This is a genomic window from Pseudomonas corrugata, from assembly GCF_050920615.1.
Lineage (GTDB): Bacteria > Pseudomonadota > Gammaproteobacteria > Pseudomonadales > Pseudomonadaceae > Aquipseudomonas > Aquipseudomonas corrugata.
Window position 1 is genome coordinate 705,427 of sequence record NZ_CP130434.1, and the last position, 18,911, is coordinate 724,337.

21 protein-coding genes are annotated in these 18,911 nt (G+C 63.4%); 1 reads left to right on the top strand and 20 read right to left on the bottom strand.

Annotated features, from left to right (window positions below):
• Positions 1-19: 19 nt before the first annotated feature.
• The 19 genes from QZH45_RS03080 to QZH45_RS03170 all read right to left on the bottom strand — a co-directional run bounded on the left by QZH45_RS03080 (position 20) and on the right by QZH45_RS03170 (position 17,098).
• The gene (locus QZH45_RS03080; RefSeq protein WP_033034765.1) at positions 20-1,246 is read right to left on the bottom strand and encodes a beta-ketoacyl-ACP synthase; all 1,227 of its coding nucleotides are present in this window, start codon (positions 1,244-1,246) and stop codon (positions 20-22) included.
• Positions 1,246-1,974 (bottom strand): 3-oxoacyl-ACP reductase FabG, encoded by a 729-nt coding sequence (gene fabG, locus QZH45_RS03085; RefSeq protein ID WP_024779880.1) that lies wholly within the window; start codon positions 1,972-1,974, stop codon positions 1,246-1,248. Before fabG ends, QZH45_RS03080 begins: the two co-directional genes overlap by 1 nt.
• Positions 1,971-2,438, bottom strand: a complete 468-nt coding sequence (locus QZH45_RS03090) for a hotdog family protein (protein WP_024779879.1) — start codon at positions 2,436-2,438, stop codon at positions 1,971-1,973. Before QZH45_RS03090 ends, fabG begins: the two co-directional genes overlap by 4 nt.
• On the bottom strand, positions 2,435-3,631 hold the full coding sequence (locus tag QZH45_RS03095) for a beta-ketoacyl-[acyl-carrier-protein] synthase family protein (protein WP_024779878.1): 1,197 nt from the start codon (positions 3,629-3,631) through the stop codon (positions 2,435-2,437). The genes QZH45_RS03090 and QZH45_RS03095 overlap by 4 nt, the downstream gene beginning before the upstream one ends.
• Positions 3,628-4,122, bottom strand: a complete 495-nt coding sequence (locus QZH45_RS03100; protein ID WP_024779877.1) for a DUF3261 domain-containing protein — start codon at positions 4,120-4,122, stop codon at positions 3,628-3,630. The genes QZH45_RS03095 and QZH45_RS03100 overlap by 4 nt, the downstream gene beginning before the upstream one ends.
• Positions 4,119-4,847, bottom strand: coding sequence for a class I SAM-dependent methyltransferase (locus tag QZH45_RS03105; protein WP_024779876.1), 729 nt, complete (start codon positions 4,845-4,847; stop codon positions 4,119-4,121). Before QZH45_RS03105 ends, QZH45_RS03100 begins: the two co-directional genes overlap by 4 nt.
• A 1-nt stretch (position 4,848) precedes the next feature.
• Complete coding sequence (locus tag QZH45_RS03110) at positions 4,849-6,099, bottom strand: NAD(P)/FAD-dependent oxidoreductase (protein ID WP_024779875.1); 1,251 nt, start codon at positions 6,097-6,099, stop codon at positions 4,849-4,851.
• A gap of 51 nt (positions 6,100-6,150) precedes the next feature.
• Positions 6,151-8,490 carry an MMPL family transporter gene (locus tag QZH45_RS03115; RefSeq protein ID WP_024779874.1) on the bottom strand — a complete coding sequence of 780 codons (2,340 nt, stop codon included), beginning with the start codon at positions 8,488-8,490 and terminating at the stop codon, positions 6,151-6,153.
• Positions 8,474-9,067 carry an outer membrane lipoprotein carrier protein LolA gene (locus QZH45_RS03120; RefSeq protein WP_024779873.1) on the bottom strand — a complete coding sequence of 198 codons (594 nt, stop codon included), beginning with the start codon at positions 9,065-9,067 and terminating at the stop codon, positions 8,474-8,476. Before QZH45_RS03120 ends, QZH45_RS03115 begins: the two co-directional genes overlap by 17 nt.
• Positions 9,064-9,489: an acyl-CoA thioesterase gene (locus tag QZH45_RS03125; protein WP_024779872.1), complete on the bottom strand. Its 426-nt coding sequence runs from the start codon at positions 9,487-9,489 to the stop codon at positions 9,064-9,066. The genes QZH45_RS03120 and QZH45_RS03125 overlap by 4 nt, the downstream gene beginning before the upstream one ends.
• The gene (locus QZH45_RS03130) at positions 9,482-11,026 is read right to left on the bottom strand and encodes an HAL/PAL/TAL family ammonia-lyase (RefSeq protein WP_024779871.1); all 1,545 of its coding nucleotides are present in this window, start codon (positions 11,024-11,026) and stop codon (positions 9,482-9,484) included. Before QZH45_RS03130 ends, QZH45_RS03125 begins: the two co-directional genes overlap by 8 nt.
• Complete coding sequence (locus tag QZH45_RS03135; protein ID WP_024779870.1) at positions 11,007-11,951, bottom strand: glycosyl transferase; 945 nt, start codon at positions 11,949-11,951, stop codon at positions 11,007-11,009. Before QZH45_RS03135 ends, QZH45_RS03130 begins: the two co-directional genes overlap by 20 nt.
• On the bottom strand, positions 11,948-12,682 hold the full coding sequence (locus QZH45_RS03140; RefSeq protein WP_024779869.1) for a glycosyltransferase family 2 protein: 735 nt from the start codon (positions 12,680-12,682) through the stop codon (positions 11,948-11,950). The genes QZH45_RS03135 and QZH45_RS03140 overlap by 4 nt, the downstream gene beginning before the upstream one ends.
• A 167-nt stretch (positions 12,683-12,849) precedes the next feature.
• A complete protein-coding gene (locus tag QZH45_RS03145) occupies positions 12,850-14,529 on the bottom strand; it encodes an AMP-binding protein (RefSeq protein WP_024779868.1) in 1,680 nt (559 codons plus the stop codon).
• Complete coding sequence (locus QZH45_RS03150; RefSeq protein WP_024779867.1) at positions 14,526-15,086, bottom strand: membrane protein; 561 nt, start codon at positions 15,084-15,086, stop codon at positions 14,526-14,528. Before QZH45_RS03150 ends, QZH45_RS03145 begins: the two co-directional genes overlap by 4 nt.
• The gene (locus QZH45_RS03155; RefSeq protein ID WP_024779866.1) at positions 15,083-15,337 is read right to left on the bottom strand and encodes an acyl carrier protein; all 255 of its coding nucleotides are present in this window, start codon (positions 15,335-15,337) and stop codon (positions 15,083-15,085) included. The genes QZH45_RS03150 and QZH45_RS03155 overlap by 4 nt, the downstream gene beginning before the upstream one ends.
• A 9-nt stretch (positions 15,338-15,346) precedes the next feature.
• Positions 15,347-15,604: a phosphopantetheine-binding protein gene (locus tag QZH45_RS03160; protein ID WP_024779865.1), complete on the bottom strand. Its 258-nt coding sequence runs from the start codon at positions 15,602-15,604 to the stop codon at positions 15,347-15,349.
• Positions 15,585-16,394 (bottom strand): lysophospholipid acyltransferase family protein, encoded by an 810-nt coding sequence (locus QZH45_RS03165; protein ID WP_024779864.1) that lies wholly within the window; start codon positions 16,392-16,394, stop codon positions 15,585-15,587. The genes QZH45_RS03160 and QZH45_RS03165 overlap by 20 nt, the downstream gene beginning before the upstream one ends.
• Positions 16,370-17,098 (bottom strand): beta-ketoacyl synthase chain length factor, encoded by a 729-nt coding sequence (locus QZH45_RS03170; RefSeq protein WP_033034764.1) that lies wholly within the window; start codon positions 17,096-17,098, stop codon positions 16,370-16,372. Before QZH45_RS03170 ends, QZH45_RS03165 begins: the two co-directional genes overlap by 25 nt.
• Before the next feature lie 348 nt (positions 17,099-17,446).
• On the opposite strand from QZH45_RS03170, the gene QZH45_RS03175 reads away from it, so the two are divergent.
• Positions 17,447-18,217: a ParA family protein gene (locus QZH45_RS03175; protein ID WP_024779862.1), complete on the top strand. Its 771-nt coding sequence runs from the start codon at positions 17,447-17,449 to the stop codon at positions 18,215-18,217.
• Between the two features lie 115 nt (positions 18,218-18,332).
• On the opposite strand, the gene trxC is transcribed toward QZH45_RS03175, so the two are convergent.
• Positions 18,333-18,767, bottom strand: coding sequence for a thioredoxin TrxC (trxC, locus tag QZH45_RS03180; protein ID WP_024779861.1), 435 nt, complete (start codon positions 18,765-18,767; stop codon positions 18,333-18,335).
• Positions 18,768-18,911 lie beyond the last annotated feature (144 nt).

Below are 18,911 nucleotides of genomic sequence, written 5' to 3' on the forward strand. Positions count from 1 at the left end.
TGACCAGAGGGAACGGGAGTCAGTGCCAGCGACGAAAGATCAACGAAGTGTTGACCCCGCCAAAGGCGAAGTTGTTGTTCATCACATACTCGTTGCTCATTGACCGGAACTCGTTGCGCAGGTAATCGAGCTGGCCGCATTGAGGGTCGACCTCGTCGAGATTGCAGGTATGCACATATCGGTCACGGTTCATCATCTCGATGCTGAACCAGGATTCCAATGCCCCGCAGGCGCCCAAGGTATGGCCCAGGAAGCTTTTCTGCGAACTGATGGGCATGCGTTCACCGAACAGGCTGCTGGTGGCCAGGGTCTCGGCAATGTCGCCCTGTTCGGTGGCGGTGCCGTGCCCGTTGACGTAGCCGATGGCGGAGGGTTCGAGACCCGCATCTTCCAGGGCCAGCTCCATGGCCCGGCGCATGGTGACCAGCTCGGGACGGGTGGCGTGCTGGCCGTCGGCGTTGCTGCCGAAGCCGACGATTTCGGCGTGGATTCGCGCACCGCGGGCCAGGGCATGTTCCAGTTCTTCAAGGACCAGCATGCCTGCGCCTTCGCCGATCACCAGGCCATCGCGGCCCTTGTCGTAAGGGCGCGGGCTGGTCTGCGGCGCATCGTTTTTCAGGCTGGTGGCGTAGAGCGCATCGAAGACCATCGCTTCGGTCGGACACAGTTCCTCCGCGCCACCGGCAATCATCAAAGGCAGGCGCCCGAATTTGATCGCCTCGTACGCGTAGCCGATGCCATGGCTGCCACTGGTGCAAGCGCTGGAGGTGGGGATCATCCGCCCGGTAAGCCCGAAGAAAATGCTGATATTGGCCGCCGTGGTATGGGGCATCATCCGCACATAGGAGTTGGCGTTCAGGCCTTCGGCCACACTGTTGAGCAGCATGTTGCCGAACGCCTTGACCTCGTCGGTGCTGCCGGTCGACGAGCCGCAGGATACGCCCATGCGTCCGTCCTTGATCGACTCGTCGCCCAACAGGCCGGCGTCGGCCAGGGCTTGTTCCGCCGCGGCGACCGCCAGCCGCGAGACCCGGCCCATGCTGCGCAGTTGCTTGCGTGTCCAGTGGGCCGGGACCTTGAAATCATCGATGGGGCCGGCCAGGCGGGTGTTCAGTTCCGTGAAACGGTCCCACTCGTCCATGCGCCGGATGCCGCTGCGGTTGGCGGCGAAGTTGGCGGCGATGGTTTCCCAATCGCTGCCCACGGAGGTGATGCCGGCCATGCCGGTGACGACGACACGCTTCATCAGCACAAGCCTCCGTTGACGGCCAGGACCTGGCGGGTGATGTAGCCGGCTTCGGCGGACATCAGGAAGTTCACCGCGCCGGCCACTTCTTCCGGAGTGCCCATGCGTTGGGCGGGAATCATTTTCATCAATTCTTCCACGGGTACGTTTTCATCGAGCATGGCGGTGTCGATCAGCCCTGGAGCGACGCAGTTGACGGTGATCTTGCGCTTGCCGAGTTCGATTGCCAACGCCTTGGCCGCACCGATCAGTCCGGCCTTCGACGCGCTGTAGTTGACTTGGCCACGGTTGCCGATCAACCCCGAAACCGAGGTGATGCAGACGATCCGTCCGGCGGCGCGACGACGGATCATCGGCATCATCACCGGATGCAGCACGTTGTAGAAACCGTCGAGATTGGTGCGCATCACCGCGTCCCAGTCTTCTTCACTCAGGGCTGGAAATGCACCGTCACGGGTCAGGCCTGCATTGAGCACCACGCCATAGTAAGCGCCGTGGCTTTCGACGTCGGCCTCGAGAATGGCTTTGCAGGCGGCACGCTCGGACACGTCGAATTGCAGGACGCGGGCCTGGCGGCCGAGGGCCTGGATCTCGGCCTGGACAGCTTCGGCCTCGGCACGGCCGCTGCGGCAGTGCAGCACGATGTCATGCCCGGCCTGGGCCAGGCGCAGGGCGATGGCACGGCCGATGCCACGGCTGGAGCCGGTGACCAATACGGATTCAGTCATGGCTGGTTTCCTGTTGCGGACGGTTCATGGAGGTAATGGGCAGACTTGGGCGGACGGAACACGTTCAACCGGGCGGTGGCATGGATGCCGGGTGCTTCGATATGGCACTCGAACACACCCATGCCATTGTCGTCTTCCAGCGAGCGCACACCGCGGATGTCCAGCTTGGCACCGACCGGAAAACAGTCGACGTTGCATTCGAACTTGCGGGTGCCGAGCAGGAAGCCCAGCTCGACGGCGTCGCCACGTTGGCGCGCGTGGCAACCGGCAAAAGCGGCGACGCTCTGGGCCATCAGTTCGATGCCGACCCAGGCCGGCAAGCCACCGTCGGCGTGGTTGAACAGGCCTCCGGGTTTGACGACAGCGTGGGTATGGATCTGCTCGTCATCGAATGCCACGACGCGGTCGATGAGGATCATGTCGCCTGCGTGGGGCAGCAGTTCGGCGAGTGGCCAGTCAATCATGGGGCATCTCCGATAATCAGGCTGACGTTGTTGCCGCCGAAGGCAAACGAATTGCTCATCAAGCGACGGGGGGCAGTCGGGTTCAGGCGGCTGTCGACGCGGGTCCAGGCCAGGGCCGGCAGTTCAGGATCGGCCTGACCGTCCCAGATATGAGGCGGCAGGGCCCCGGTGGGGTTTTCGACGCTCAGGCTCAACCAGCAGAAGGCCGCTTCCAACGCTCCGGCCGCGCCCAGGGTGTGGCCGGTCATGGGTTTGGTAGAGGAACAAGGCACGCCCTGTGGGAACAGCCCGGCCACCGCTTGGCTTTCCATGGCGTCGTTGTGTTGCGTGGCGGTGCCATGCAGGTTCAGGTAGTCGATCTGGCTGGCCTCAAGGCCAGCGCTGAGCAAGGCTTTTTCCATGGCCTGGCGAGCGCCGCGGCCGCTGGGCTCCGGGGCGGAAATATGGTGGGCATCGGAGCTGGCGCCGTCGCCGAGCAAAGCAATCGGCGTTCCAGTTCCCGGCGCCTTGCTCATCAGAAACAGCACGGCCGCCTCGCCGATGTTGATGCCGTTGCGGTTTACCGAAAACGGATTGCAGCGTTCGTTCGACACCGCTTCCAGCGCCGAGAACCCGTTGAGGGTGAGCTTGCACAGGCTGTCCACCCCGCCACAGAGGACCGCATCGCACAGTCCCAGGTCGAGCAGGCGCCGGGCGCTCATCAAGGCGCGGGCGCTGGAGGTGCAGGCGGTGGAAATCACATAGGACGGGCCGCTCAGGCCGAGCCAGTCGGAGAGAAAGTTGGCCGGCGCGCTGAGTTCCTGCTGCTGGTAGTCGTAACCGTCCGGGAAGCGCTGCTCGCGCAGGTAATGGGCAATGCCCTGGCTGGCCTCGTCGATACCCGAGGTGCTGGTGCCCAGGACAATGCCGATGCGCGTACGACCGTAGGTCTGGATGGCCCGGTCGATCTCGGGACGGATCTGCAACCCGGCTTCCAGCAGCAACTGATTGTTGCGGGTGCAATGGGCGGCCAGCGTATCGGGGATGGGGGCCAGAGCACCTGTCACCGAGGCAACCGGCAAGGCGCGCTCGGCCACCCATCCGGATTCGACACGCAGGCCCGAGCAGTCGCCGGCGAACAGGTTGCCCGCCACTTCATGTTTATCGCGGCCCAGGGCGCAGATCACGCCGAGGGCATTCAAGTAGGCGGTCATGGAGCGCTCTCGGTCAACGGTGTGATGCGGTAATGGGGGCCTCGGGGCAGGCTCAGTTGAAAATCCAGCGGCTGCTTGTAGCGCACCTGCCAGCGGGAATCCAGGGTTCGTTGCGCAGCCTGTTGCCGGGCGGTCGGATAATTGCCGGACAGCTCGGTTTCAGGTGTCAGTGCGAACAGCAGCGCGGCGAACAGCTCCCGGGCTTCGGCGTTGGGCGGCAGCAGGCCGTCGGCTTGCCACTGGCTGTCGACCAAGCGCTGACGGGCCAGGGGAATACCCAGTGGGTCCATCATCGACCAGCGAATGCCGGAGTCTTCGCGCTGGATCACCAGCAACCAGTCCTGGCGCTGCCCGGCCAACTGTCGCTCGATGTGCAATTGCAGAGGCAGCGCCAGGGTCGGCGTGCGCTCGGGCAGTGGCGCGTGACTGGCGCAGGCACTGAGCAGCAACAGACAGCCGATCAGCAGGCCGCTGAGGCAGGTGCGGATCATTTCTCAACCCCTTCGACGGGCTTGCGGGCCACGACGTTGACCAGGGTTTCTTCCCGCTCGCCGAACAACCGGGGGCGGCGCAGGCCAAAACGCTCCAGCAGGCCGAAATCCCTGGCGCGGCTCCACCACAGGTAGGGATAGGACACGTTACCGGCTTCGAAGCGAAACCCTTGCTGGTGGATCATCTCCAGGTACTGCGCGGCACTTTTCTGTACATGCATGGGATGACGGAACAGCCAGCGGATGACCCAGGTATCAATATAGGCTTCGGTGGATTCGGCGAACATCAGGTAACCGCCGGGCTTGAGCACGCGATAGAACTCGGCCAGGGCCTTTTCCTGTTCCACCAGATGATGGAAGGTCTGGTGACAGAACAACAGGTCGACGCTGGCATCCGGTACCGCCAAGGTTGCGCAGTCGCTGCCGATCAGTTCCACAGCCATGCCCTGGCGGGCGGCTTCTTCGGCGCTCAGCGCCAGGCTGTGGGGATCGGCATCGACCCCGATCAGTCGTTGTGGCGCGAACACCTGGCGCAGGTACTGGAACGACTTGCCCTGGCCGCAACCGGCGTCCAGCAGCACCGGGGCGGCCGGCAATGGTGTGCTGAACAGGCTGCGCAGGTCATTGATCGCCACGCGCAGCACATGGTGCTGCCAGGTGTGGCTGCGCAGGAACCAGAAGCCGAAGCGGGTTTCTTCGACGTAGTTGTCACTCAGGTAGTTCATCTCACTCATGGGCCGGGCTCGCACAGATTTCCGAGAGCATGCGCAGACGACGCTTGGGTTCGCTGACGAACGGGTTGCGTTGATCCCAGGCATAACCGGCCAGAATCGAGCTGATCATGCGGCGGATGTCGGAAGAACCTTCGGTATAAAAGATCACATCCTGGAAAGTGCCGGCGTACCAGCCCTCGACGTAGCAGCGGAAGGTATCGACGCCGCGCTTGAGGGGGACGGCAAACTCGTCTTGCCAGTCCACGCTTTCACCTTGCAACTGACGATGCAACACGTCGGCCGCCATGCTCGCCGAGCGCATGGCGATGGTCACGCCGGAGGAAAACACCGGATCGAGGAACTCTGCGGCATTTCCCAGGAGAGCGAAGCCTTGGCCATGCAGGGTTTTGACATTGGCCGAGTAGCCGCCGATGGTCCGTGCCGGGGTGTCCCACACTGCATTGTCCAGCACTCGGGCGAGGCTTGGAGTCTCGTCGATGAAACCCCGCAGGCAGGCGTCGAGGTCTTCGGTGCGGCCGGCAAAATGCTCCGCCGCCGCGACCACGCCAACCGAGCAGCGCCCGCCACTGAACGGAATGGTCCAGAACCAGATATCACGTTGGGTCGGGTGGGTGGTGATGAGGATTTTCTCCCGGTCGAAGGCCGGCGTATCGATGCGGTCCTCGACATGGGTGAATACCGCTCGGCGCACCGGGAAGTTCGACGGTGCCTCAAGGTCCAGCAGGCGCGGCAGCACTCGACCATAGCCGCTGGCATCGAGGACGAAATCGCTCTCGATCCGGTACTCGCTGCCGTCTTCGCGCTGCACGCCCAGTTGTGGTTTGGCGAGATTGAAGTCGACGCTGGCGATGGCTTCGCCATAGCGGATCTCAACCCCCTGCAATGCGGCTTGGTCGGCCAGCAGCTTGTCGAAGTCGGCGCGCTGTACCTGGAAGGTGGTGGGTTTGCCTTCGCTGAAGGTGTCGCCGAAATCGAAGGCGCTGTAGCGCTCGCCCCAGGCGAAAGCTGCGCCGTTCTTGCGCTGGAAACCTGCGCTATTTACCGCGTCGAGCATGCCGGCCTCTTCGACGAAGTCCAGGCAATGGGACAGCAGGCTTTCGCCGATGGAGAACCGGGGGAAATGCTGGCGTTCGATGATCAGCACATCGTGGCCCTTGCGCTTGAGCAACGCGGCTGCGATGGCGCCGGACGGTCCCGCGCCGATGATAACGACCTGGCGACGTTCCATTTCAGTTGCAGGCATTTGGACTCCTTGCCGAGGTTGCGATGTTCGAGTGAGAGTGGTGCGTAATCGTCACTGGGCGGGCTCCAGCACTGGCTCTGCATGCGCCTGGCGTCCGGCCCACGGCGCCAGCAGGAAGCTGAACGCCAGCCCCAGGCTCACCGCCAGGCCGAAGTTGCTCACCGCCGGCGTACTGGACAGCGCCAGCAGGCCGAACGACAGCCAAGTGGTGATCGCCGCGAGCAGGGTGCCCAGCAGGCTCACGGCGGCGCCGCCGATCTGCTCGCGCATCAGGATCGCGTAATCGACGCCGATGGCCGTCACCAGCAACAGACCGAACAGACTGAACAGTGTCAGCGGCTGCCCAAGCCAACCCAGGCTTGCCAGGCTGCACAGCGCGGCCAGTAGCGGCAGGGCGACGATGCGCAGGGCTGCGCCGATGCCGAACGGCCAGATCAACACCAGCACGATCAGCACGCAGGACGCCAACTTCAGCTCGGCAGCGCTGATCTGGGTGGCGGCGAACACCCGGTTCAGATCGCCCAGGCGATCCACCAATTGCACGCCAGGCAGATCCACCGCCTGCAAGCGCAGCAGCGCGGCGTCGTTCAAACCTTGCAAGCTGACCATCGCGGCCACGCCTTGCGCTGTCGGGCCGAGCCAGAGGGGGCGGTACGGCTCGGCCAGCGGACCGGAAAGCGCGGCATCGATGTCTTCCACCGGCAAGGCCTGCAATTGGGCCAGCTCTGCCTGTAAGGCCGCGACCGGTACGCCCAGCTCCAGCAGCGGTTGCCAGAACGCCGGGAGTCGGGCCAGGGCTTCGCGTACTTTCTGCTGTTCAGTTGGCGGGCTGACCAGTTGGTTCAGCGACAGGTAGCCCTGGAGTTTTTCCAGACCGATCAATTGTTCCAATCGCTCGTTGAGAGCGGTCTGGCGCTCCAGCAACTGGGGTTGACTATCGGCACGAATCAGGAAGAACTGGCTGGTGGGCTGGAAACCGGTGATGCGGGCGACCTCACGGGCCTCGTCGGTCAGGTGTTGGGGCGTGCCGATCCACTGGCGGATGTCATTTTTCGTGCTCAGATGCCAAAGCCCACCGGCGCAGAAGATCAGCAGCAGCGCCAGCAGGATCGGCGTGGGAACCCGAGCCAGCAGCGCTTCACGGATCTTGAGCAGCTGTTCGCAGACCCGCAGCGGCCACTGGGCGGGACGCAGGTCCGTGCTCTTGAGTAGCGCTGGCAGCAAGCAAACCGCCGTCAGGTAGGCGCCAACCAGCCCGGCGGCGGAAAATACCGCGATCTGGGTCAGGGCCGGAAAGGGGGTCCAGGCCAGGGCCAAATAGCCGATGCAGGTGGTCGCCAGGCTCAGGCTCAGCCCCGGCAGGGTCAGGCGCAGGGCCGGCCAACTGCGCCACGGCTTGAGACTCCAGCTCTTGGACAGATAGTGCAGCGGATAGTCCACCGCCACGCCGATCAGGCTCGAGCCCAGCACCAGGGTCATGACATGCATGCGTCCGAACAGCGTCACGCAGGCCACTGCGCCGAACAGCATGCCGATCAGTACCGGCATGAACGCCAGCCATACCCGCAGGCGTCGGAAAGCCAGCAACAGCAGCAACAGAATGCCGACGGTCGCGCCACCGCCGACCCAGGTGATCTCCTTTGAGGCCTGTTGCTGACCGCTGGCGGCGTACAGCAAGCCGCTGGCCGCCAGTAGTTGCCCCTGGGCCCGGCTTGCCTGGTCGCGGCTGCGTTGCAGCAGATCGGCCACTTGCAGCGGCAGGTTCATGTCGAAGGCGTTGCCTTGGGTGCGGGCCCGTAGCATCACCCAGCTTTTGCCGTCGGCATCGGCGATCAATGCCCCGCTGCCCACGTCCAGTTGTATTGCGCCGCGTTGGGGCTGGCTGTTCTGGATGCGGCCGGTCAGGCCCAGCCAGTCATCCTGGGTTGGCACCAGGCTGAAGCCGCTGAATGGGTCGAACAGGGCCTGCACCCGCTGCTGGATGAACGCCTGGGGTTGTTCGATCAATTGCTGACGGTCCGCGGCCGAGAGCATCGCCAGTCGTCCGTTCAGTAGTTGTGTGCGCAGCGCCGGCAAATCGGCTTGCAGCGTCCACTGGACCTTATCGAACAGGCCGCTGGCCTGCCATTGCTCGCCGAGGGTCTGCGCCAGGGCGATGGCGTGCTGGCGGTCGGCGTGACCGACCAGCACCAACACCTCGCGATTCAGCGGCTCCTGCATGCGCTGCTCAGCGACAAGCTCCAGGGCATCGGGGGACGTGCCCGGCACCAACTCCATGAGGTTGACCGTCAGTGGCGCGCCGTTGCGCCATTGCCAACCGGCCAGCGCCAGCACCGCCAGCAGCAGTGCCAGGAATAGCCGCGGCAGCCTGCGTTCACTCGGCAAAGTCATGTTGCTCCGCTTCGCTCAAGGGTTGTGTGGCGACGCTGTCCTGCATGCGCAGCACTGTGCTGTCGCCCTGGGTTTCCAGCAGCTCGATGCGCTGCACCAGTTCGCCGCCGTCAATGTTGATCTGGTTGAACACTTGTTTGAGCAGCACCGAGCGCGGGGTAAGGGTCAACTTCCACTGCTGCGGTTCGCCCGAAAGGCTGAGCTCGAAATCCCGTAGCAGGCCAGTGCTGTCGCCCTGCAAGACGGCCAGGAACAGCCGGTTCTGCTCGGCACCGGCGCTCTTGTTCGGCAGCATTTGCCAAACGCTGCCGTCCCGTCGGGCGATGCCTTGGGCGGTTATGCGGTAGTCCTGTTGCAGCGGCGTCTGCAGCAGCCACAGCAGACCTTGTTTCTTCGCCAAGACGAAATGGCCCTTGCTGACGAGCGGTTGGGGCAGGGCACGCAGGTGCTTTTCCTGGATGAATTGACCGTGAATGACATCCGGGCGGCCCAGCTGTTCGCTCAGTTGCTGCAAGTCGAAGGCCTGGGCCAGGGGCGACAGGCACAACAGTAACAACCAGAGGAGCAGGCGTTTCATGACAGTTTCCTTTCGACGGCGTCGACAAACACTCGGGGCGAGGCCAGCAGCATCTCCCTGGTCGAGATGTCCACGGCCACCTGCACCGAGCAGGCGCGGGTCAGGCGTTCGCCGGTGAGCGCGTCGCTGATCAGGTAATTGATCTTCAACCGGTTCTCCCATTCGACCAGGCTGGCACGCACGGTCAGGGCCTGGCCGAACACCGCGCTGCGCACGTAACGCAGTTGCAGGTCGATCACGGGCCACGCGTACCCGGCGGCGAGCATGTCGTTGTAGTTGTGGCCGATCTGATCGAGCAAGGCGCAGCGGGCCATTTCCAGGTATTTGACGTAATGGCCGTGCCAGACCACGTGCATCGAATCGACATCGAAAAACGGCACGACAATCTGCGTCTCGACATGCAGCACGCCCTGGCTACGCATGCAGCCTCCAGTGTTGCTCGGCGATGCGTTGCAGGCACAGGCGCAGTTCGGCTTCCAGGGCGCGGTCTTCGATGACTGGCGGGAAATCCCCGGCCAGTTGTTCGTGCATGGCAGCCAGGGCCGGCGGTAGCGCTCGAGCGTCCTCGGCACGGCTGCGCAGCCACACGCCCTGGTTGGCCGCCAGCAGTGTCGCGGCGGCGACTTGTTCGGTCAGCTCCAGTACGCGGATCGCATCCCGGGCGGCGATGGTGCCCATGCTGACCTTGTCCTGGTTGTGGCACTCGGTGGAGCGCGAGAACACGCTGGCTGGCATCGTGTTTTTCAGGGCTTCGGCGGTCCAGGCGCTGGCGCCGATCTGCACGGCCTTGAAACCATGGTTGAGCATCGCCCGGTCAGCGCTGGCGCCGGACAGGTTGCTCGGCAGGCCATGGTTGTAGCGCTCGTCCACCAGCAGGGCGAGTTGGCGGTCGAGCAGATCGGCGACGTTGGCCACCAGGTTCTTCAGGCTGTCCATGGCGAAGGCGATATGTCCGCCATAGAAATGCCCACCGTGCAGCACCCGCTCGGCTTCGGCATCGATGATCGGGTTGTCGTTGGCGCTGTTGAGTTCGGTTTCGATGAACGCGCGCAACCAGTTCAGACTGTCGGCCAGCACGCCGAGCACATGAGGCGCGCAGCGCAGGGAATAGCGGTCCTGCAGGCGATGCAGCGGCGCGGTCGGTGCGTCGATCGCCAGGTCCTTGCGCAGCCACGCGGCGACCTGCATCTGCCCCGGATGTGGCTTGGCGGCGAACAGGCGCTCGTCGAAGTGCTCGGGGTTGCCTTGCAGGGCGACGACGTTCAGCGCGGTGATGCGGGTTGCCAGTTGCAGCAGGTAGTCGGCCCGGGCAAAGGCCAGGCAGGCGAGGCCGGTCATCACGGCGGTGCCGTTCATCAGGGCCAGGGCTTCCTTGGGGCGCAGCACCAGCGGGGTCCAGCCCAGTTCGTGGTGTACGTCGGCGGCCAGCCGACGTTCGCCACGGAACATCACCTCGCGCTCGCCGGAGAGCGTCGCGGCCACATAGGACAACGGCGTCAGGTCGCCGCTGGCGCCCACCGAACCTTCTTCCGGAATCAGCGGCAGGATGTCGTGTTCGAGAAAGGCCTGGAGGCGTTCCAGCAATTCAACCCTTACCCCGGAGACGCCGTGGCACAACGACTGCAAGCGCGCTGCCAGCACCGAGCGGGTGGCCTGGGCATCCAGCAGCTTGCCCAGGCCGCAGCCGTGGAACGTATACAAGTGGCGCGGCAGGGCCTCGACGTGGTGCAGCGGCACGGCCACCACGCAGGAATCGCCGTAACCGGTGGTCACGCCGTAGATCACCCCTTCCTTGTCCAGCAGGGAGTCGAGAAATTGCGCACCCTTGGCAATGCGCTGGCGGAACGCCGGATCATCCTGCAGTTGCGTCGGCGCCTGACGGTTGGCCAGGGCCAGCACGTCCTCGATGCGCAGGGGGCGTTCGCCGAAGGTTACCGGCTCAAGAGTGGGCATCGTCATCGATCTTCCAGAAAGGGTAAAAGTTGAACCACTGTTGGGGCCCCTGGAGGCAGTACTGCGCCAGGCGCTCGGCATAGCGACCGGCCCAGTGGGCGATCACTTGCTCGCGTTCGGTGCGCTTCCACACCACCGCGTCGGCGAAGGGCTCGAGGGTGACGCGATAGCGCCCCTCGTGCTTGAGGCACATCAGCAGGTTGACCGGGCATTTCAACAGGCCGGCCATCAGCCAGGGTCCCTGGGGAAACGCGGCCGGGTGGCCCATGAAGTCCACGGTCACGCTGCGTCCGCCGTGCAGCGGCACGCGGTCGCCGGCAATCGCCAGCCACTCGCCGCGCTCCAGGCGCTCGCTCAGTTGCAGCATCACCGCCGGATCCAGCTCGCTGACCTGGATCAGCCGCAGATGCGTGGCACCGGCTTCGCCCAGCAGGCGATTGAATTGTTCGGCATGCTTGGTATGCACCAGCACATTCATGGTGACCTTTTCGCCCAGTTCGGCCAGGGCCCGGCACATTTCCAGGTTGCCCAGGTGCGCCCCCACCAGCATCTGCCCGCGAGCGCCACGCAAGTGATTGCGCAGCAGTGCCGTATCGACGATTTCGATCTGGTCGATGCTCAGCTTGCCGTTCCACACGTCGAGTTTGTCCAGCAGCGAGTCGGCAAACGCCATGAACTGCCCGAAGACTTTCCGGTGGGTAGGGCGCAGCTCGGAGCGGCTGCTCCAGTCGGCCAGGCGCTGCTGATATTGCCAGGCCGCCCGGCGAGCGCTGCGACCGAAAATGAAGAAGTACAGGACGATGCCGTACAGCACCGGGCTCAGCAGGCGACGGCCCAGCACCTTGGCGGCGAACGCCGTGAGTTTCATCAGCCAGAAACTGCCGCGCTCCTGGCGATCGGCCCAATGCTGTTTGTCAGCCTGAAGACTCATGTCCGCCACCGTCGCCAGAGAATCAGGGGAGCACGTACCAGCATGCCGAAGAACAAACGGGTGTGCATACTGGAAATCAGTACGTTGTCGTGGAACAGACGGAAGTGCGAAACCCCGTCCTGGGGATAGTGGACCCGGGTGCGCAGCCAGCACATCGGCTGGTTGCGCCAGGCCAGCCGCACCAGGATGTCCGAATCGAAATCCATGCGCTTGCCAATGTTCGCCGAGTTGATCAGCGCCAGGGTCGCTGGCAGGGGGTAGACCCGAAAACCGCACATGGAGTCGCGGATCTGCAAGGACAGGCTGTTGATCCAGACCATGACGTGGGTCAGGTAGCGAGCGTACAGGCGACCTTTCGGCACGCTGGCGTCGTATTGCGGGTAGCCGCAGATCACCGCGTCCGGGTGGGCGCGGGACTGCTCGATGAAGGTTTTCACGTCGTCGAGGTCGTGCTGTCCATCGGCGTCCACCTGCAAGGCATGGCTGAAGCCCAGGCGCGCGGCTTCCCGCAGGCCGGTCATGACGGCGCCACCCTTGCCCTGGTTGACCGCCAGCCTGACCAGGTGAACCCGCTCATCGACGGCCAGCCGCTCCAGCACCGCCGCGCAGGCCGGGCTGCTGGCGTCGTCGACCAATACACAGGGCAAGCCATTGGCGAGCAATGTCTGGACCACTGCCGAAATGGCGGTTTCGTGGTTGTAGACGGGGATGACGGCGCAGGGGTTATGCATGTCTTTTGCCTTCCACCGAGCCCTTGTGGCGAGGGGATTTAGCGAAGCGTCGCACCGCCCCGCTGGGTTGCGCAGCGACCCCAAGTCCTGTGCAGCACCACAATTCGTTGGCGAGTGCTTCGCACTCGAGCGGGGATAAATCCCCTCGCCACAGGACGGTGTGAACATCAGTCATGGGCCGCTCCCAGCACAATCCGCCCACTGGAGCACGCTGCCGTATCGTTGCGGTAGGCGAAGTACAGCTTGCCGCGCTCGCGGTCGAAGCGCAGGTGCAGCTGGACTTCATCGCCGGGGCGTACCAGTTGCTGGAATTTCAGCACTTCCATCCCGACGAAGCGCGGCGGCAGGTCCAGCAGTTGCCGGCCCAGGCTCAAGGCCCAGTCGACCTGCACCACGCCGGGCAAGACCGGGGCGGTGGGAAAGTGGCCGCTGAAATACGCCAGGTCCGGCGGCACGACCAGTTGCAGGCTCCACTCGCCGTCGGTCTCGACCTGCTCCAGCACGTCGGGCGTCTTAGGACGCGGAGCTATCAGCAGGGCTTCGACCTCGGCCTGGGGCAACTTGCCCTGGGCGTTGAGGGGCAACTGGCGCAGCCAGCGCCAGCGCCGTGGCAGGGCCAGTGTTTCGCAATGCCCACTCAGGTGGCGACGCAACGCTTCGGTCACGGCACGCCGACCCTGGTTGCGCAATGCAAGGAGGCCGGTTTCGCTCAGGACCAGCAGGGCGCCAAGGGAGGCACGATTTTCCCGTACCACGCCCAGCCGCGCTTCGCTCACCCAGTCGTGGGCCATCAGTGCCTGTTCCAGCATTGGCAGGGAGATGCGCTTTTCTTCGAGCTTGACGATGCGGTCCAGGCGTCCGAGCAGTTCGAAGCGCCCATCGGCGTCAATTCGCGCCGCGTCGGCGGTATGTTCCACATGGGCGGGAGGCAGATAAGACGAAGCGACCAGCAAGGCGCCGTCGCTGTCCTGGCTCAGTTCGACACCGGCAAAGGGCTGCCACCGTTCATCACTCTGGCGCCAGGCGATGCCGCCGGTTTCCGAACTGCCGAATATTTCCGTCGGCCATTGGCCCAGGCGCTGCTGCAGGCTTCGGGCGGCCTCGGCCGGCAAGGCGCCGCCGGAGGAAAATACCCGGCGCACGCAGCTCAAGGCCGTCCAGTCGAGGTTGTCGCCCATGCGCTTGAGTAGTGCCGGGCTGGCGACCCAGGCGAAGACCGGGTGCTCGCGGCTGGCGCGTTGCAGGTCTTCCGGAAACGCCAATTGCCGGCGCACGAAGGGTCGCCCGGCGCACAGCGGCCACAGCACCCGGAACAGCAGGCCGTAGATGTGCTGGGCGGCGACGCTGCCAATCATGCAGGCCGGACCCAGCTCGGCGCCCCACAATTGCTCCAGGGCCTGGACTTCATTGTTCAACTGGCGCAGGTTTTTCTCGATGCGCTTGGGCTCGCCGCTGGAGCCTGAGGTGCACAGGCTCAGCCAGCATTGGTCGAGGTCCAGTTCGACAGGCTCCAATGGAGCCTGTCGCAGGTCGCCAGGATGGGTGTCGCCAGGTTGGTCGGTCAACCACAGGTCGACCTCGGCCGACCAGCGCTGGCGGGTCTGGGCCTGCAGGTCGGCAGGGAGCAGGACGCGCACTCCGGCACGCCAGGCTCCGAGCAGGGCGACGGCCAGTTCGGCGGCGTCTTCCAGGTGCACCGCCATACGCTGTACACCGCGGGCACGCAGGCCTGCGGCCAGGCACAGCGCCTCGTCCCGCAGCTGCGAATGACTGAGCGCCGGATCGACAGCAACTGCGCGCTCCGGCTGAGCCTTGAGCAACATCTGCTCAAGTGTTATCCAATTCATGGGCGGCCTCTTACCCTTTGTCGTATGAGCCATTCAATGGCAAACAGCAGCCCCATCAATCCGTAGGAAATCAGGCCGGTGTACAACATCCACCAACTCAGCGGTGCCCAGAGGGTCAGGGCAGCGGCGAGCAAACCGTTACACAGGAAAAACACACTCCAGGCCACCGTGACCTGGCGCGTATAAACCACCGCTTTTGCCGGGAGCTGCGGTTCACGCAGGCGGGCTATGCGTTCGATCATCGGCGGGCCGTATTTCAGGCTCAGGGCGAACATCCCGAGCATGAAGGCACTGATCAGTACCGGATACCAACGCAGCAGGAGCGGGTTATCGAACAGCGCGAGCAACCCGCAGAATACGATCGCCGTGACTGCCATCCAGAGGTTGCCGGCCCCGCCTTTGCCGAGCCCTCGGTTGACGAGCAATGCCCGGGCCAGCCAAAGGCTACCCAGCAGCAGGCCGAACTGCCAGGGGGCGAAGTGCTCCATGCCGAAATACACCGCAAAGGGGTACAGCAGGCCCGCCAATAGCAGGCCAAGGCCAATCAGCCGGCTCATGCGGCCGGTTGGACCAGTCGATAGACCGCCTCGACCACGTCGTTGACGGTGCGTACTGTCTTGAATTCTTCAGCAGCGATTTTCTTGCCGGTCTGGCGCTTGATGTGGTCGATCAGATCGACTGCATCGATGCTGTCGATTTCCAGGTCCTGATACAGGTTTGATTCCAGCGTCACGCGCTCAGGGTCCAGTTCGAAAAGCTCCACCAGGGCATCGCGCAGGGTGTTGAAAATGTCGTCACGAGTTTGCATGGTCCGGTCTCAAGCGCGTTTTGCAGTGACGAAGGCCGCAAGGCTTGCCACGTTGCTGAAATGGTTGCGGGTGTCCTTGGCGTCGGCATCTATCTTGATGCCGTACTGTTTCTGGATCGCCAGGCCAAGCTCCAGGGCATCCACAGAGTCCAGGCCCAGGCCTTCACCGAACAGGGTCTGGTGATCACCGATATCGTCGACCTCGATGTCCTCCAGGCCGAGGGCGTCGATGATCAGCTGTTTGATGTCACGGTGCAGATCGCTCATCTTCGGCGAGCTCCTTGATGAAATAGTGATGCAAAAAATCGTTGAGCCTGCGTGAAGCAAGGGGCGGGGGGCCGAGCGTGGCGAACGCTTGTGGATCTATATCGGCCCCCACGTGAAAACTGAAGTGCACGCGGCGTTGGGGAATGCGATACCAGGGTTCGGCCTTGGTCAGGGTGGTCGGGTTGACCTTGATGGTCACGGGTGTGAGGATTTTCGCACCTCGCAGGGCGATAGCCGCGGCGCCCCGATGAAAGGCTGGCGCCTGGCCGGGCTGGCTGCGCGTGCCCTCGGGGAACACGATCAGGGTCTGGCCGTCCTTCAGGGCGTCGCTGGCGGCGTCAAGCATGTCCATGCTGCCGTCGTTGCTGATGTATTGGGTCGAACGCAATGGTCCACGGGTGAAAGGGTTCTCCCAGAGGCTTTGCTTGACCACGCAGTTGGCATCGCGCACCAGCCCGATCAGAAACACCACGTCGATCAGTGACGGATGATTGGCGATGATCATCTGCCCGGGCCGGCCGAGCTTTTCTGCGCCGTCGATCTGATAAGTGAGCACGCCGGTGCGGGCCATGAACCGGATGAAGAACCAGAACAGCCGTCCAACCGTGCGTCGGGCCCGTTGCCGATGGACCTGGGCATCGCCGGGCCACCAGGCCAGCAGCGGAAACACCAGCAGTCGCAGGCACAGCCCGCCCAGCCCGAACAGGGCGAAGCTTGCAGCGGTCGCGAGCAGCCGCCAGTAATAGGCGTCGCGATGCTTGCCCGTCACTGGTTGCGTTGCCAGGTCCATACACGATTCTTCCAGGTATGTTGGCAGGTGGTTTCGTTGTTCAACAGCGTACGCAGCAGATTCAGGGCATGGGGCCAGTCGCTGCCGGACGGTTGGACCGGCTGGGTGGACAAGGCCAGTTGCCAGTCATCGCCCCGGGTCAGCAGCAGCCCCATCGCATAGGGAAACGGCACGTCGTCAACCCAAGGTGCATAGACCTGGGGTGGTTGCTCTTCGGTGATGACCAGTAGCACAGCCGGCGCACCTTCATTCAGCAGCGCGGCGGCTTCCAGCATGCCATGTTCCAGCCCGTCACCCGTGGCGGCCAGGGCCGTCATCTCGCTGGTTTCGTTGCGCATGATCGACCACAGGCCGATCACTGCGTTATGCACCGACAGGCTGAACTGGGTGGGTGACAATGGCTGGTCGGCTGCCAGATCCTTGAGAATCTCGAATGTGCGCGGGGTTTCACCGTGACGGGAAATAAAGACCAATGGCAGATTTGGCCGGTCTTCGGCCAGGGGCCAGGCGACACTGAAGGCCATCCGCGCCAGGCGGCTGAGACGGCGGCGCTGCATGGCTGGCAGGAACGAGACATCAGGGGCGGCATCGTTGGCGGGCAATATCACCGGCTGTTGGCTCCACGCCTGCCAGTCGTCCACGCTTTCGAGCCCAGGGGCCCACGCGCGCCATTGGGCGATATTGAAATTGATCAAAAAATTCATCCCACCCCTGCGGGCTTTTTATTGTCACGGTTCAGTGGTTTGACCCGCGTCCAACCCAGCATGGTCTTGCGACCCAAATGGCGCGCATTATCCCGGTGCCGTTGGCTTGTAGCAAATAATGGTTACATATAAGCGGGAAAACCTGACGGTGGGTTCGTCCCGGCCCGGACATATCATTTCCCGACTATGACAGAACCTGTCTGTCGGCCGCTTCCGTCATCCTCCGCGCGAATTGACGCTTCCTTGCCGGAAAAAGCCACTAACGCTGTAGTCCATCCATGCTGAAGGTAGCGAAGCGGTGTCATCGCCTACTACACTCGGGAATCTTTGGTACACGGAGGTTTTGACATGCGGCGCGTGGTATTCAATCAGAAAGGTGGCGTGGGCAAGTCCAGCATCGCCTGCAACCTGGCGGCGGTCAGCGCCAGCGAAGGGTATCGCACGTTGTTGGTGGACCTGGACGCACAGGCCAATTCCACTCAATACCTGACCGGTCTCATCGGCGACGACATCCCTATGGGCATTGCCGACTTCTTCAAGCAGACCCTGTCGTCCGGGCCCTTTTCGAAGAAGAACAAGGTCGATATCTACGAAACGCCGTTCGATAACCTGCATGTCATCACCGCCACTGCCGAGCTGACGGATCTGCAGCCCAAGCTTGAGGCCAAGCACAAGATCAACAAGCTGCGCAAATTGCTCGAAGAATTGGACGAGGATTACGACCGGATCTACCTGGATACGCCACCAGCCCTGAATTTCTATGCGGTTTCAGCGCTGATTGCGGCTGATCGGGTATTGATCCCCTTCGATTGCGACAGTTTTTCCCGCCAGGCGTTGTATGGCCTGCTGGCGGAAATAGAAGAGCTCAAGGAAGACCACAATGAGGGCCTGGAGATCGAAGGCATCGTGGTCAACCAGTTCCAGGCCCGGGCCAGCCTGCCGCAGCAGATGCTCGACGAACTGATCGCCGAGGGCTTGCCGGTACTGCCGGTGTACCTGAGCAGCTCGGTGCGCATGCGTGAATCCCACCAGGCCAGCCTGCCGCTGATTCATCTGGATGCACGGCACAAGCTGACCCAGCAGTTCGTGGAGTTGCATGGGTTGTTGGAAAACGCCTGATCCACCTCTGCCGCCATGTGGGAGTGAGCCTGCTCGCGATAGCGGACTGACAGGCACATCGATGTTGAACGTGTCTGCGCATCGCGAGCAGGCTCGCTCCCACAATGGAGTAGCGTCAGATTCCCTGGCTGCGCAACCAGCTCATCAGCTGCGGCAAGGGTAACGCTCCGCTTTGCCGCGCGATTTCCTTGCCATTCTTGAACAGGATCAGGCTGGGGATCGAACGAATTCCCAATTGCGCCGACAGTTGCGGATTGGCTTCGCTGTCGAGTTTGGCCAGTCGGCATTTGCCGGTCAGTTGTGAGGCGGCCTGTTCGAACACCGGCGCAAAGGATTTGCAGGGGCCGCACCAGTCCGCCCACACATCCACCAGCAACGGCAGGTCGCCCTTGACCTGGCTGGAATAGTCGGCCTGTTTGAGTTCGAACGGCTTGCCCAATAACACCGGAGCTTTGCAGCGCCCACACTTGGGCTGGTCGGCCAGACGTTCGGCAGGTATGCGATTGAGCCCGTTGCAATGAGGGCAGGGGATCAGCATCGGGTCAGACATGGTGAGCTCCATAAGTCGGTCATGATGTTGATCTGGTGTCGCCGAGGCGGTTTATCAAGGTTGCCATTCATCAGATGCGCCGCACTGACGCCCTTCGATGGCCTCAAAAAGACCACAACGCATCTGTTCGCAACCCAAGGAGGT

What these genes read in the sequence shown, in the direction of transcription:
- QZH45_RS03080 (WP_033034765.1), bottom strand. Translation starts at nt 1,246, where the DNA reads ATGAAGCGTGTCGTCGTCACCGGCATGGCCGGCATCACCTCCGTGGGC.
- fabG (WP_024779880.1), bottom strand. Translation starts at nt 1,974, where the DNA reads ATGACTGAATCCGTATTGGTCACCGGCTCCAGCCGTGGCATCGGCCGT.
- QZH45_RS03090 (WP_024779879.1), bottom strand. Translation starts at nt 2,438, where the DNA reads ATGATTGACTGGCCACTCGCCGAACTGCTGCCCCACGCAGGCGACATG.
- QZH45_RS03095 (WP_024779878.1), bottom strand. Translation starts at nt 3,631, where the DNA reads ATGACCGCCTACTTGAATGCCCTCGGCGTGATCTGCGCCCTGGGCCGC.
- QZH45_RS03100 (WP_024779877.1), bottom strand. Translation starts at nt 4,122, where the DNA reads ATGATCCGCACCTGCCTCAGCGGCCTGCTGATCGGCTGTCTGTTGCTG.
- QZH45_RS03105 (WP_024779876.1), bottom strand. Translation starts at nt 4,847, where the DNA reads ATGAACTACCTGAGTGACAACTACGTCGAAGAAACCCGCTTCGGCTTC.
- QZH45_RS03110 (WP_024779875.1), bottom strand. Translation starts at nt 6,099, where the DNA reads ATGCCTGCAACTGAAATGGAACGTCGCCAGGTCGTTATCATCGGCGCG.
- QZH45_RS03115 (WP_024779874.1), bottom strand. Translation starts at nt 8,490, where the DNA reads ATGACTTTGCCGAGTGAACGCAGGCTGCCGCGGCTATTCCTGGCACTG.
- QZH45_RS03120 (WP_024779873.1), bottom strand. Translation starts at nt 9,067, where the DNA reads ATGAAACGCCTGCTCCTCTGGTTGTTACTGTTGTGCCTGTCGCCCCTG.
- QZH45_RS03125 (WP_024779872.1), bottom strand. Translation starts at nt 9,489, where the DNA reads ATGCGTAGCCAGGGCGTGCTGCATGTCGAGACGCAGATTGTCGTGCCG.
- QZH45_RS03130 (WP_024779871.1), bottom strand. Translation starts at nt 11,026, where the DNA reads ATGACGATGCCCACTCTTGAGCCGGTAACCTTCGGCGAACGCCCCCTG.
- QZH45_RS03135 (WP_024779870.1), bottom strand. Translation starts at nt 11,951, where the DNA reads ATGAGTCTTCAGGCTGACAAACAGCATTGGGCCGATCGCCAGGAGCGC.
- QZH45_RS03140 (WP_024779869.1), bottom strand. Translation starts at nt 12,682, where the DNA reads ATGCATAACCCCTGCGCCGTCATCCCCGTCTACAACCACGAAACCGCC.
- QZH45_RS03145 (WP_024779868.1), bottom strand. Translation starts at nt 14,529, where the DNA reads ATGAATTGGATAACACTTGAGCAGATGTTGCTCAAGGCTCAGCCGGAG.
- QZH45_RS03150 (WP_024779867.1), bottom strand. Translation starts at nt 15,086, where the DNA reads ATGAGCCGGCTGATTGGCCTTGGCCTGCTATTGGCGGGCCTGCTGTAC.
- QZH45_RS03155 (WP_024779866.1), bottom strand. Translation starts at nt 15,337, where the DNA reads ATGCAAACTCGTGACGACATTTTCAACACCCTGCGCGATGCCCTGGTG.
- QZH45_RS03160 (WP_024779865.1), bottom strand. Translation starts at nt 15,604, where the DNA reads ATGAGCGATCTGCACCGTGACATCAAACAGCTGATCATCGACGCCCTC.
- QZH45_RS03165 (WP_024779864.1), bottom strand. Translation starts at nt 16,394, where the DNA reads ATGGACCTGGCAACGCAACCAGTGACGGGCAAGCATCGCGACGCCTAT.
- QZH45_RS03170 (WP_033034764.1), bottom strand. Translation starts at nt 17,098, where the DNA reads ATGAATTTTTTGATCAATTTCAATATCGCCCAATGGCGCGCGTGGGCC.
- QZH45_RS03175 (WP_024779862.1), top strand. Translation starts at nt 17,447, where the DNA reads ATGCGGCGCGTGGTATTCAATCAGAAAGGTGGCGTGGGCAAGTCCAGC.
- trxC (WP_024779861.1), bottom strand. Translation starts at nt 18,767, where the DNA reads ATGTCTGACCCGATGCTGATCCCCTGCCCTCATTGCAACGGGCTCAAT.